The organism is Dactylosporangium sp. NPDC005572 (assembly GCF_040605515.1).
Lineage (GTDB): Bacteria > Actinomycetota > Actinomycetes > Mycobacteriales > Micromonosporaceae > Dactylosporangium.
Window position 1 is genome coordinate 1 of record NZ_JBEXCY010000286.1, and the last position, 13006, is coordinate 13006.

The window sequence follows — 13006 nt, forward strand, 5'->3', positions numbered from 1 at the left end:
GCCCACAACGACCGCGGCAACACCCCCCGCCGCAACGCCCCCACCATCTTCACCACACCAGCCACACCCGCAGCCGCCTGCGCATGCCCAATATTCGACTTCACCGACCCCAACCACAACGGCACACCCCGACCACCAAACACCTCATCCAACGCCCGCACCTCAATCGGATCCCCCAACCCCGTCCCCGTCCCATGCCCCTCCACCACATCCACCCCATCCCGACCCACACCCGCCTCGGCAAGCCCCCGCCGCACCAACTCCACCTGCGCCACCCCCGACGGCGCCGTCAACCCATTACTCGCCCCATCCTGATTCACCACCACCGACCGGATGACAGCCAGGACCCGGTGCCCACGCTCCACAGCAACCGACAGACGCTCCAGCACCAGCACACCCGCACCCTCACCCCAACCCACCCCATCCGCACCCGCAGCGAACGACCGGCACCGCCCATCCCGCGACAACCCACCCTGCCGGGAGAACTCGATGAAGGACCCCGGCGTCGACGACACCGTCACACCGCCGGCGAGGGCCGTCTCGCACTCGCCGAGCCGCAGCGACCGCACCGCCGCCTGCATGGCGACCAGCGACGACGAGCAGGCGGTGTCGAGGGTCACCGCGGGCCCGCGCAGCCCCAGCACGTAGGCGAGGCGGCCGGACGCGACGCTCCCCGTGGAACCGACGCCGACCAGGCCTTCGACCGTTCCGGGGACCCGGCCCGCGAGCCGCGCCGAGTACTCGGTGTACATCAGCCCCAGGAACACGCCGACGGGCCTGCCCCGCAGCGCCGACGGTACGATCCCGGCGTCCTCGAGGGCCTCCCAGCCGACCTCCAGGGCGATGCGCTGCTGCGGGTCCATGGCGAGCGCCTCGCGGGGCGACACCCCGAAGAACTCCGCGTCGAAGCCGGCCGCGTCGTAGAGGAACCCGCCCTCGCCGGTGTACGAGTGCCCCACCGCGCCGGTGCCGCCCTCGACGTCCACGAGCGCCGGGTCCCATCCCCGGTCGGCCGGGAACCCGCCGATGGCGTCGACCCCGCCCGCCACCAGGTCCCACAGCGCGTCGGCCGAGTCCGCGCCGCCGGGGAAGCGGCAACCGACGCCGACGATCGCGATCGGCTCCGACATCCGGTCCACCAGCCCGCGCAGCCGCACCTGTTCGCCGACCGCGGCCCGCAGCGCCTCGACCACCCGATCCGGCGAATCCACCACGACGAACCTCCGAAGGAAGACGGTGCGGGAACGCCGGCAGGTCGTCACGGCGGGACTGCGAGAACATGCTCCGGTGGCGCGCTTAAACGGCCCTAAAACAGCGCGGACGGCAACGAGCCCCGGCGCGGCGCGCCGGGGCTCGATCCGTTGTGGCGTAAGAGGTTTGGCGTAGGAGGTCGTGCGGTGGACTACGACCCGGCCGGGGTCGGCGAGGGCAGGCCGACCAGCGGCGCGCTGTCGAGCCAGAGCGCGTCGCGCGCCTCGTCGCTCAGGGCGAGCTCGGACGGCTGGGGCCAGGTGAGCTCGTCCTTGACGACGCGGGCGTGCCACTTGCCGGCCGGCGGGGTGATGCGCCCGCCGGCCACGCCGGCGAGGTTGCCGCCGGCCGCCGCACGGCTGTTGAAGTGCGGCATGAGCGCCCGCGCGGAGGTGCCGAGCAGCTTCCACAGCATCCGCATGGCCGGGGGCGTGTTGCGCATCAGGTTGGTGCCGCCGGTCGGGCCCGGGTCGTAGGCCAGCACGCGCCAGTTGCCGGCGACCGCCTCGGGCTGCACGGCCAGGGCGCGCGCGGTGAGGATGTTGCACAGTTTCGAGGAGCTGTACGCCCGGCCGGCCGCCGCGCGCGCCTTCTCGTCGCGCTGCGGGTCCTGCTCCGGGTGGGCGAGCAGCCGTGCGTCGGCGTGCCGGGGCACGGGCAGGATGGTCTTGGCCGCCGGGTCGTGCGTGGCGCTCGTGGTGAGCACGACGACGGCGCCGGGCGCGAGGTGCGGCATCAGCAGCCGCAGCAGCAGGTAGTGCGCCAGGTGGTTGACGCCGAACGTGGTCTCGAAGCCGTCCGCGGTGCGGGACTTGCCGTCGTGCATGTTCACGCCGGCGTTGAGCACGAGGGAGTCGATGCCCGCGCCGCCGAGCCGGTCGATCACCGCGGCCGCGAACGCGCGGACGCTGTCGAGCTCGGCCAGGTCGAGGGGCAGGGTCTCCACGGGCAGGGTCTCGGTGCCGGCGGGCTTCGGGCCGCGCGCGCCGAGCAGCACCCGGGCGCCGGGCTGCCGCGCCAGCTGCCCCAGGGCGACGGCGCCCAGGCCGGACGTGCCCCCGGTCATCACAATTGTCGTCACGTCTCTGCCGCTTTCCGGGTCGGGTCCGGCGGGTCTTCCCCGAGCGGGATCGACCGCAAGGGCCGGGTGTCGTGGTTGTACGCCGAGAATATGAGTCGTTGACTCATCTTGTCAATGCGATACTGGACGGGTGCCACCGACCGAGTCCGCCCCCCGCCCGCTGCGCTCCGACGCGCAGCGCAACCGGGCCCGCATCCTCGCGGCCGCCGAGGAGATCTTCGCCGCCCGCGGCCCCTCGGCGTCCACGGAGGACATCGCGCGGCGGGCCGACGTCGCCATCGGCACGGTGTTCCGGCACTTCCCGACCAAGGCCGCGCTCGTCGAGGCCGTCTTCGCCGGCCGGCTGCGCGCGATCACCGAGCAGGCCGCCGCGCTCGCCGGGGCACCCGATCCGGGCGAGGCGTTCTTCGCGTTCTTCGCCGAGGCGGTGCGCCAGTCGACGGTCAAGCACACCTTCGTCGACGCCATCGACGACGCCGACCCGGCGATGGTCGCGGTGTGGGCGGTCGTCGCCACGGCCGGCGCCGACCTGCGCGACGCGATGGACACGCTGCTGGTCCGGGCCCAGCGGTCCGGGGCGGTGCGCCCCGACATCACCGTCGGCGACGTCGTGGCCCTGATGATCGGCACGGCCCGCGCCCTCGAGCAGGCCGGCCCCGACCCGGCCACGCAGGATCGGCTGCGCAGCGTCGTCGCCGACGGCCTGCGCCGGCACTGACCGACCCGCGGCGGCGGGGTGCTCAGAGCGGGATGTTGCCATGGTGCCCGCGCCCGGCGGGCGCGTTGGCGAGGGCCCCGGCGAGGCGCCGCCGGCTGTCCGCCGGATCGATCACCTCGTCGACCACCCCCAGGTCCAGCCCGCGCCGCACCCCGCCGGAGCGCTCCTCGTGCTCCGCGACGAGCCGGGTCAGCAGCTCCGGCCGCTCCTCGTCGGCGGCCGCGGCCAGGGCCTTGCGGTGCAGCACGCCGACCGCCGCCTCGGCGCCCATCACGGCCACCTCCGCGCCCGGCCACGCCAGGACCGCGGTCGCGCCCAGCGAGCGGGAGTTCATCGCGATGTACGCCCCGCCGTAGGACTTGCGGGTCACGAGCGTCACCCGGGGTACCGCCGCCTCACCGAACGCGTAGAGCAGCTTGGCGCCGCGCCGGATGACGCCGCCCCACTCCTGGTCGACGCCGGGCAGGTAGCCCGGCACGTCGACGACGACGAGCAGCGGCACGCCGAACGAGTCGCACAGCCGCACGAACCGGGCCGCCTTCTCCGCGCTCAGCGAGTCCAGGCACCCACCGCGGCGCAGCGGGTTGTTGGCCACCACGCCGATCGAGCGCCCGGCCAGCCGCCCGAACCCGATGACCACGTTGGGCGCCCAGCGGGCCTGCAGTTCGACGAGGCGGTCGCCCTCCGGCGCCGGGTCGAGCAGGCGCCGCACGAGCGGGTGCACGTCGTAGGCGCGCCGCGGCGACTCCGGCAGCAGCCCGGGCAGGTCCGGGTCGGGCTCCACCGAGGACAGGTCGAACCAGCCGGGGCGCTCGAACAGGCACACGATCCGGCGGGCGCGGGCGTAGGCGTCCGCCTCCGAGTCGGCGAGCACGTGCACGACCCCCGAGCGGCGCCCGTGCGCCTCGGCGCCGCCGAGGTCGGCGATGTCGACCTCCTCGCCGGACACGGCCCGCACCACGTCGGGGCCGGTGACGAAGAGCCGGCCGGCCGGGGCCATGATGACCAGGTCGGTGAGGGCCGGGCCGTAGGCGGCGGCGCCCGCGGCCGGGCCGAGCACGACCGAGATCTGCGGGACGCGGCCGGAGGCGCGGACCATCGCGGCGAAGATGCGCCCGACGCCGTCCATCGACTCGACGCCCTCGTGCAGCTTGGCGCCGCCGGAGTGCCACAGGCCGATCACCGGCACCCGCAGGCGCAGCGCGAGGTCGATGGCCTCGACGATCCGCGCGCTGCCGGACCCGCCGAGGGAGCCGCCCGCCTTGGTGGCGTCGGTGCAGTAGACGACCACGTGGGCCCCGCCGACGGCGCCGCGGGCCAGGCGCACGCCGTGGTGCTCCTCGTCGTCGCGGACCGGCGTCATCGAGCCGGGGTCCAGCAGTGCCGCGATGCGCCGTACCGGATCCCGGTGGTCCTCCGCGGCGCCGGTCGGGGCCTCGCTCAGCACGGTCATGGCCGCGACCGTAGGAGCGGGCGCTGAAAGCCCGCTAAAACGCCGGTACCGCGCTTTAGCGGCCCTTCAGCGCCCGGCCCTAGCGTTGCGGTGCCCGTCGCCGGACGGGGATTGCGAGGTCGGTCATGGACAACGAGCTGATCGCTGACGACGGGCCGTTCATCGACGCGGTGCTCGACGGCGGTCCCGCGGACATCCCGGCGGTCAGCCGCCGGCAGCGTGCCACGCCGGAGCAGCTGAAGATCAAGCTCCCCCGCTACAACGGTTACGAACACTTCGAGCGCACCGCCGACGGCGCACCGGACCAGCCCGTCGTGTTCCGCTGGGCCTTCCGCACGAGGATCGCCGAGTGAGCGCATCCCACTGGTACCCCACCGGGCGCCGGCGCGGTGCGCCGGCGCCTGCGCGCATGTCCCGGAGCGGAGAGGAAGCACCGCGATGACCACCCTGTCCCACGTCGCCGACACCTGGTTCCGCCGGTACCGGCCGGCCGCCCCGGGCCGGCGGCTGATCGTCTTCCCGCACGCCGGAGGGTCGGCGGCCTACTACCGCCCGCTGGTCCGGCAGCTGGAGCCCTCGGTGGACGCGCTCGTCGTGCAGTACCCGGGCCGCCTCGACCGCCGCACCGAGCCCAACGTGCCGAGCATCGACGTGCTCGCCGACCGGATCGCCGCGGCGGTGCGCGACGTCGCCGACCGGCCGCTGGCGTTCTTCGGCCACAGCATGGGCTCCGTCGTCGCCTTCGAGGTCGCGCTGCGCCTCGGCCCCGGCGTCGTGTCGCACCTCTTCGCGTCGGGCCGGCGGGCGCCCACCCGCTACCGGCCGGAGACGGTGCACCGGGCCGACGACGCCACCCTGCTGGCCGAGGTGCAGCTGCTCGACGGCACGAGCTCGGAGCTGCTGCACGACCCGGAGATCGTCGCGATGATCCTGCCGGGGCTGCGCAACGACTACATCGCCGTGGAGAACTACCGGCACCGCCCGGACGCGCTCGTCGACTGCCCGATCACCGCGCTGGTCGGCGACAGCGACCCGCGCACGTCGGTCCCGGAGGCCGCGGACTGGGCCGCGTCGACGACCGGGTCGTTCGCGCTGCGCATCCTGCCGGGCGGGCACTTCTATCTCGCCCAGCAGACGGCGGCCGTGGCCGAGACGATCGGCGCGGCGCTCGACCCGGTGCACTGAACCGCGGGCAGGTGGCCCGCGCCGGCGCCCGGCGCGGGCCGCGAGGGGACCAACCGCGCTCAGGCGGCGCGGAAGTGGTTGATCGCCTTCTCGTGGCGGGCCCGCAGCTCCGGGTCGGTGACGCCGAGCCCCTCGGACGGGGCCAGGCACAGCACGCCGACCTTGCCGGTGTGCCGGTTCCGGTGCACCGCCTGCACGGCCGCGCCGACGTCCGCCAGGGGGTAGGCCACCGACAGCGTCGGATGGATCATGCCCTTGGCGATGAGCCGGTTGGCCTCCCACGCCTCGCGGTAGTTCGCGAAGTGGCTGCCGACGATCCGCTTGAGGTGCATCCACAGGTACCGGTTGTCGAAGTGGTGCTCGAACCCCGTCGTCGACGCGCACGTGACGATGGTCCCGCCCCGCCGCGCCACGTACACGCTCGCCCCGAACGTGTCGCGGCCCGGATGCTCGAACACGACGTCGGGGTCCTCGCCGCCGGTCAGCTCGCGGATGCGGGCGCCGAAGCGCCGCCACTCCTTGGGGTCCGGTGCCCCGTCGCGCCAGAACTCGAAGCCCTCCGCCGACCGGTCGATGACGAGCTCGGCACCCATGGCCCGGATCAGCTCGGCCTTGCGGGGGCTCGACACCACGCAGATCGGCACCGCGCCGGCGTTGCGGGTCAGCTGCACGGCGTACGAGCCCAGCCCCCCGGCCGCGCCCCAGATGAGCACGTTGTCGCCCTGCTTGATCTGGGCCCCGTTGCGGGAGACCAGCTGCCGGTAGGCGGTCGAGTTCACCAGCCCGGAAGCGGCCGCCTCCTCCCAGCTGAGGTGGCCCGGCTTCGGCATCAGCTGGTTGCTCTTGACCAGCGCCAGGTGGGCCAGGCCGCCGAAGTTGGTCTCGTACCCCCAGATGCGCTGCTCCGGGTCGAGCATCGTGTCGCCGTGGCCGTCCGGGGACTCCAGCTCCACCGACAGGCAGTGCGCCACGACCCGGTCGCCCGGCTGCCACCGCCCGACGCCGGGCCCGACCCGCAGCACGACGCCGGCCAGGTCGGAGCCGAGCACGTGGTACGGCCGGTCGTGCCGGGCCGCGAACCCGCCGCGGCGCGCGTAGCGGCGCAGGAACCCGAACGTGTCCAGCGGCGCGAAGACGGCGCTCCACACGGTGTTGTAGTTGACCGCGGCGGACATCACCGCGACCAGCGCCTCGCCCGGTCCGGGCTCCGGTGTCTCGACCTCGCGCAGGTGCAGCGACCGGCGCGGGTCGCGCTCGGGCACCGGGACACCGTCGAACAGGCCGACCTCGTCGGCGAGCACGACCGCACCCGCATAGGACTCCGGCACGGGATGCGCGCCGACGTCCGCGGGCGTCCCGGCGGTGATGACCTCGACCAAGTCGTCCACGAGCGGCTCCCGCGCTGATCCGGCTCCGGCACACGGCGGCCGCAGCGTCGCGCCCATGGTTCGCGGCCCGGCTAAAGGGCCGCTAAACCGCTCGCGGCAGTGCTTTAGGGCACTTTTAGCCGCCGGATCGACGCTGGGGCGCGGAAGGCCGAGGCGCCCCGCCGGGAACACCGGGCACGAGCGTGCGGCTCCGCCGACAACACCGGGAGACGAGCGTGGACCACGGCATACCGGCCATCGGGATCGTCGCCACCGGCGGCTACCTGCCCACCGAGGTGGTGTCCAACGAGTCCGTCGCGGAGCGGTCCGGCACCTCGCAGGACTGGATCCTGCGCAAGACCGGCATCCGCGAGCGGCGCCGGGCCGCGCCGGCCGAGGCGACCTCCGACCTGGCGACCCGGGCCGCGCTGTCCGCATTGGACGGCAGCGGGGTCACCCCGGACGACCTGGGCTACGTGGTGGTGGCCACGTCGACGCCCGACCACTCGCAGCCGGCCACGGCCAGCCTGGTGCAGCACCGCATCGGCGCCACCCGGGCCGGGGCCTTCGACACGAACGCGGCCTGCAGCGGCTTCGTCTTCGCGCTCATCAGCACCGCCCGGCTGCTGGCCCTCGAGCCGCCCGGGGCGCCCCGCCACGCGCTGGTGATCGGCGCCGACACGTACTCCCGCATCGTCGACCCGACCGACCGCCGCACCGCCGCCCTGTTCGGCGACGGCGCCGGCGCGGTCGTGCTCGGCCCGGTGCGGCCCGGCCACGGCCTCGTCGGGGCGAAGATGGCCAGCCGCGGCGAGCTCGGCGAGCTGATCCGGGTCGAGGCCGGGGGCAGCCGGCTGCCCGCGTCGGCCGACACCGTCGCCGACGGCCGGCACTTCTTCAGGATGCAGGGCCGGGCCGTGCGCGAGTTCGTCCTCGACGAGCTGCCGGTGTTCGTGCGGGACACGCTCGACGCCCACGGTGTCGCCCCGGAGGAGGTCGACCACTTCATCCCCCACCAGGCCAACGGAGTCATGCTGCAGGAGGTCCTGATGAAGCTGAACCTGCCCCGCGCCCGCGCCCACCTGACCGTCGGCGAGCACGGCAACACCAGCTCCGCCTCGGTGCCGCTGGCCCTGGACGGGGCGCGCCGCGCGGACGCGTTCGGCGACGGCGAGCTGCTGCTGCTGGCCGGTTTCGGCGGCGGGATGTCGATCGGGTCGGCGCTCGTGCGGTGGGACGGCGCGGCATGCTGAGCCTCGCGGTGATCGGCCCCGGCGCGGCCGGCGCGGCGCTGCGGGACGCGGCCGAGCGGGCCGGCGTGCCGACGGTCGCGACCGTCGACGCGGACATCGTCGTCGAGGCGGTCGCGGAGCGGCTCGACGTGAAGCGGGCCGTGCTCAGCTGGGCCCACGAGGAGGCCCGTCCCGACGCCGTCCTCGTGACGACCACGGCGGTGCTGCGCCTGGCCGACGTCGCGGCCGGCTGCGGGCGCCCGTCGCGCCTCGTCGCGGTACACCCGCCGGAGCCCGGATCGTCCACTGTTGAGGTCGTGCTGCCCGCGGACGCGCCCGGGTCGGTGCGCCGCGTGGTGGAGGAGCTGACCGGCCGGCTCGGCCTCGCCGCCGTCGAACTGCCGGACCGGCCCGGGCTCGTCTCCGGGGAGCTGCTGCTGGGGTACCTGAACGCGGCCGTGCGGATGGTCGCGAGCGGATACGCCTCGGCCGAGGCCGTCGACCGGGCGATGACGCTCGGCTGCGGGCTGCCCCGCGGGCCGTTCGCGCAGCTGGAGGTCCTCGGCGTCGACGCCGTGCGGGACGGCCTCGTCGCGCTCTACGAGCAGACCGGCGACCCGGTGTTCCGCCCCGCGGCCGCGCTCAACGGCATGGTCACCATGCGCCGGTTCGATTCGCCGGTCCCGCGCACCGACCTGGACGAGCTGCCGATCCACGGCATCGAGAAGGTCGGCGTCGTCGGGTCGGGCACCATGGCGACCGGGATCGCCGAGGTGTGCCTGCGCGCCGGGCGCCCGGTCGAGCTCGTCGCCCGCAGCCAGGACAGGGCCGCCGCGGCCCGGGAGGCGATCGCCGGGTCGCTGGACCGGGCCGTGCGGCGCGGCCGCCTCGACGCCGCCGAGCGTGACGCCGCCCTGGCCCGCCTGACCGTGCACGAGAAGCTCACCGGCGTCGCCGGCTGCGACGCGGTCGTCGAGGCCGTCGTGGAGGACGCGGCCGTGAAGGGGCGCATCTTCGCCGAGCTCGACGCGCTGTGCCCGGACGCGGCGCTGCTGGCCACCACGACCTCGAGCCTGTCGGTGCTCGGCTGCGCCGCGGTGACCGGCCGGGCCGAGCGGGTGCTGGGGCTGCACTTCTTCAACCCGGCGCCGGTCATGCGCCTCGTCGAGGTGGCGACCACGCCCCGCACCGCGCCGGGCGTGGTGGCGACGGCCGAGGCGTTCTGCCGCGCGCTGGGCAAGGAGCCGGTCCGCTGCGGCGACCGTGCCGGGTTCATCGTCAACGCGCTGCTGCTGCCGTACCTCAACCGCGCCGCCCGCCTCCTCGGCTCGGGCTACGCCGACGCCGAGCGCATCGACACCGTCATGCGCGACGGCTGCGGGTACCCGATGGGCCCGCTGCGGCTGCTGGACACCATCGGCCTCGACGTCTGCGCCGCGATCCTCACGAGCCTGCGCGACGGGTTCGCCGACGAGGAGTTCGCCCCGGCGCCGGCCCTGCGCGACCTCCTCGCCGCCGGGCAGCTGGGGCGCAAGAGCGGCGCCGGCTTCCACCGGCACGACCGATGACCGCCGCGCCGCTGCTCGGCTACTGGCTGGCCGCCGCGCCCCGGCCCGGCCAGGGCTGGCCCGCCGACGTCACCGCGCTCGGCGAGCACGTGGCGGCGGCCGAGCAGGTGCTGCCCGGGCTCACCGCGGCGCAGGCGGCGCTGGTCCACGAGGAGTGCCGGGCCGCCCGGCTGGCCTTCGTGGAGGCCCACGCCGAGCGGCTGCACGCGGCGCTGGGGCCGGGCCGCATCGAGCATCTCGTGGACGGGGCCGCGGCGGCGGTACCGCACCTGCTCGGCGCCGTCTCCCCCGCTCACGACCGCGCGGTCGTGGCCGAGGGGTTCCTCCGGGTGCCGGCGGTGGCCCGCAGCGTGGCCGCCGAGACCCTGCAGCCGACCGCGCGGGCCCGCGCCCTCGCCGGCAGCCTCGCGACCGGCCTCGCGACCGGCCCCGTGCGGGTCGGCGCGATGACCGTCGAACTGGACGGGGGCACCGCCCACCTGCGCGGGCCCGGCCTCGTCGACGACCTGGAGACCGCCGTGGACCTGGTGCTGCTGCACCCGGACGCGCGGGTGGGGGTCGTCCACCTCGGCGGGGCGCCGGCGGTGCTCCCCGAGCCGCCCGCCGAGATGCGCCTGCGGCGGGAGCTCGGCTGCGTCAACAAGCTCACCACCGGGCGCAAGCCGTGGGTCGCCGCGGTCGAGGGCGACGTGGCCGGCTTCGCGGTGTACCTCCTCGGCGCCTTCGACCGCGTCGTCGCCGACGCCGACGCATGCCTGCACGTGCCCGCCCCGGTCTACCCGGGCCCGCGGCTGGCCCGGCGCCTCGGCGGCGACCTGCTGCGCGAGCTGGCCACGCGGCGCGATCCGGTGCCCGTGTACGCCCCGACCGGCCGGCGGCTGTGCCACGCCGTGACCGACCGCGCCGACCTCGCGGGGACGGTGGCGGCGCACGCGGCCGGGCTGTCCGGGCGCGCGCCGCTGCGGCCCGCCGACGCCTTCGACGACGACTACTGCCGGCGGCTGGCGGGCCTCGCGGCCTGCGACCCGGACGCCTAGCGACGGCACCTGTGCACCCGCGACGCCCCTACCGGCCGCCGGGCGGGAGACCCTGCCAGGGGTCCTCGCGCCGCCACACCGTCGGGAAGTGCAGCGGTACCCCGTCCGCCGCGGCGAGCCCGTCGAGGACCCGCAGGCTGGCGTCGAGGTCGTCGCCGAGGTACGGCAGGGCTCGCAGCGGCCGGTCGAGGGGACGGAAGAAGTCGTCCCAGTGGATCAGCACGACGCGCCGGGCACCCACGGCGCGCACCGTCTCGTCCCAGTAGGCCCGGATGTACGCCTCGGGCTGCACGCCGAGCTGGCCGACGCCGAGGTACACCACGTCGGCCCGGTGGCCCCGCAGCAGGCCGGGCACGAAGCCGGCGCTGCCCTGCAGGAGGGCGGTCCGGTCGCTCGCGTGCCGCACGAGGATCGACCAGGCCTCGCCGCACCGGTAGGCGCCCGCACGCACCGGCGGCACCACCGGCTCGGTGATCGGGCCCGGGAACCGGTCCGGCGGGCAGTGCTCGGACGCGAGGTGGGTCACCGTGAACGGACCGTAGGTGTCGGGCCGGCCGGGCCTCACCACCCGGATCCGGTCCTCGGCCAGGCCGTGGCCCCGCCCGATGTTCGCGGTCGACTCCCCGCCGACCAGCAGGGCACCGGTACGGTCGGCGACGAGCGCGGCGTCGAGCGCGTGGTCGAAGTGCGTGTGCACCGGCAGGACAGCGGCCAGCCGGTCCACCCCGGCGCGGGCGAGGGCGGCGTCGACCAGGGCGGCCGAGGGCCGGACGGTGCCGAGCAGGAGCCGGCGCAAGGGGTACCGGCTGAAGAATCCGTCCGTCATCACCGCCGCCGTCCCGTCGTCGATCAGCAGCGTTGCGACGCCGAGGAACGTCACGCTCAGCCCCGAGCCCTGCAAGGGCGGCACGTCGAACCGGTGGCGGTACCGGTCGATGTCAGGGCGTCCGAGCTTCCAGCGCATACGCCGACGCTACCGCCCGCCGCGACCCGCCACCGCTCAGAGCAGCCACACCGACACCCGCTCGCGGTGGCAGGCCAGCAGCGTGGCGGTGGCGAGGCACTTCGGCGGGGCCGGCCAGTGCTCCGTGCGCCCCAGCACCGTCACCACGCCCGTGGCGAGGTCCAGGCGGGCGACCAGCGAGCCGCCGGGGTTGCGGCCGGTCACCAGGGCCGCATGGCCCGGCAGCGCCGCGACGACGTCCCACGCGCCGAACCGGCGCACGACCTGGCCCGTCGCGGCGTCCAGCACGACGGCGCCGAGGGCCGGGTCGGCGGCGTTCGGGGTGGGCTCGGTCGCCCACATGTGGCCGGCGTCGAACGGGCCGAGGTCCGTCCAGCCCGAGATGCTCCACCGCGCGTCGCCGGTGTCGGGGTCCACCACCGTGGTCCGGCCGACGCTGCCGGTGCACAGCAGGGTCCCGCACCACCACAGGCCGCCGGTCGCCGCCATGTCGGTGTGCTGCCACAGGCGACGGCCCGTCGTCAGGTCGAACACGGCGCTGTCCAGCAGCGTGGTGCGCTCGAAGTGGTAGACGAGCAGCCGGTCGCCGGCGACGTCGAAGCCGTCGACCGCGCCGAGGCCGGGCAGCGCGACCGTGCGCACGACCGCGGCCGAGCCGGCGTCGCGGATGAGCAGTGTGCCGCCGGGGTCGAGGTCGGCGATCTCGGGCCGGCCGTCGCCGGCCAGCACCACGCGGCGGACCGAGGGCGTGCCGAGCTCCCAGCGCACCGCGCCCGTGCCGAGGTCGAGGCCGAGCAGCCGCCCGTCGATCGCACCGTCCGCGCGGGCGATCAGGACCCCCGGTGGGCCCTCGCCGGACGGCAGCGACGGCACGTACCCGTCGCGCCGCCAGACCTGGGCGCCCGTGGCGGCGTCGAGGCCGACGAGGGCGGCCGCGCCGGCCGGCTCCTCGACCGACAGCACGACCCGGCCCCGCGACGCGGCCAGCAGCTGCGCGCCGGGCTCGACCGGGACGCTCCAGCGGCGGGCGCCGCCGGGCATCCGGTACGCCGCCACGGCGGTGCGCATCAGCAGGTACAGCGCGTCGCCGTCGGCGCGCACGTCGGCGATCCCGTCGCCGTCCAGCACCACCGACGGGGCCGGCGGCATC

Annotated in this window: 12 protein-coding genes; 6 read left to right on the plus strand and 6 right to left on the minus strand. The window is 75.6% G+C overall.

Annotated features, from left to right (window positions below):
* Both ABZS66_RS56420 and ABZS66_RS56425 read right to left on the minus strand, forming a co-directional pair.
* Positions 1–1214 (minus strand): polyketide synthase (locus ABZS66_RS56420; protein WP_354772382.1); only part of this gene is annotated, 1214 nt, incomplete at its 3' end.
* A gap of 188 nt (positions 1215–1402) precedes the next feature.
* Complete coding sequence (locus tag ABZS66_RS56425; RefSeq protein ID WP_354772384.1) at positions 1403–2332, minus strand: SDR family NAD(P)-dependent oxidoreductase; 930 nt, start codon at positions 2330–2332, stop codon at positions 1403–1405.
* Positions 2333–2462: 130 nt separating this feature from the next.
* On the opposite strand from ABZS66_RS56425, the gene ABZS66_RS56430 reads away from it, so the two are divergent.
* Positions 2463–3050, plus strand: a complete 588-nt coding sequence (locus ABZS66_RS56430; protein ID WP_354772386.1) for a helix-turn-helix domain-containing protein — start codon at positions 2463–2465, stop codon at positions 3048–3050.
* Between the two features lie 22 nt (positions 3051–3072).
* Here the strand turns inward: ABZS66_RS56430 and ABZS66_RS56435 are convergent, their stop codons facing one another.
* Positions 3073–4503, minus strand: coding sequence for a carboxyl transferase domain-containing protein (locus ABZS66_RS56435; protein ID WP_354772388.1), 1431 nt, complete (start codon positions 4501–4503; stop codon positions 3073–3075).
* A 125-nt stretch (positions 4504–4628) separates the two neighbouring features.
* Between ABZS66_RS56435 and ABZS66_RS56440 the strand changes: the two genes are divergently transcribed.
* Positions 4629–4856, plus strand: a complete 228-nt coding sequence (locus tag ABZS66_RS56440) for a DUF5988 family protein (RefSeq protein WP_354772390.1) — start codon at positions 4629–4631, stop codon at positions 4854–4856.
* 85 nt (positions 4857–4941) lie between these two features.
* Entirely contained in the window at positions 4942–5688 is a 747-nt protein-coding gene (locus ABZS66_RS56445; protein ID WP_354772392.1) for an alpha/beta fold hydrolase, read from the plus strand.
* A 59-nt stretch (positions 5689–5747) separates the two neighbouring features.
* Here ABZS66_RS56445 and ccrA read toward each other — a convergent pair whose 3' ends face one another.
* The gene (gene ccrA / locus ABZS66_RS56450) at positions 5748–7133 is read right to left on the minus strand and encodes a crotonyl-CoA carboxylase/reductase (RefSeq protein ID WP_354772394.1); all 1386 of its coding nucleotides are present in this window, start codon (positions 7131–7133) and stop codon (positions 5748–5750) included.
* Between the two features lie 158 nt (positions 7134–7291).
* On the opposite strand from ccrA, the gene ABZS66_RS56455 reads away from it, so the two are divergent.
* From ABZS66_RS56455 to ABZS66_RS56465, 3 genes are read left to right on the plus strand one after another with little or no spacing between them, the layout of a single operon-like run.
* Positions 7292–8308 carry a ketoacyl-ACP synthase III gene (locus ABZS66_RS56455; protein ID WP_354772396.1) on the plus strand — a complete coding sequence of 339 codons (1017 nt, stop codon included), beginning with the start codon at positions 7292–7294 and terminating at the stop codon, positions 8306–8308.
* Positions 8302–9855 carry a 3-hydroxybutyryl-CoA dehydrogenase gene (locus ABZS66_RS56460; RefSeq protein ID WP_354772398.1) on the plus strand — a complete coding sequence of 518 codons (1554 nt, stop codon included), beginning with the start codon at positions 8302–8304 and terminating at the stop codon, positions 9853–9855. The genes ABZS66_RS56455 and ABZS66_RS56460 overlap by 7 nt, the downstream gene beginning before the upstream one ends.
* Positions 9852–10892 (plus strand): hypothetical protein, encoded by a 1041-nt coding sequence (locus ABZS66_RS56465; protein WP_354772400.1) that lies wholly within the window; start codon positions 9852–9854, stop codon positions 10890–10892. Before ABZS66_RS56460 ends, ABZS66_RS56465 begins: the two co-directional genes overlap by 4 nt.
* A gap of 28 nt (positions 10893–10920) precedes the next feature.
* Here the strand turns inward: ABZS66_RS56465 and ABZS66_RS56470 are convergent, their stop codons facing one another.
* Entirely contained in the window at positions 10921–11856 is a 936-nt protein-coding gene (locus ABZS66_RS56470; protein ID WP_354772402.1) for an MBL fold metallo-hydrolase, read from the minus strand.
* 36 nt (positions 11857–11892) lie between these two features.
* A partial coding sequence (locus ABZS66_RS56475; RefSeq protein WP_354772404.1) for a PQQ-binding-like beta-propeller repeat protein occupies positions 11893–13006 on the minus strand: 1114 nt, incomplete at its 5' end.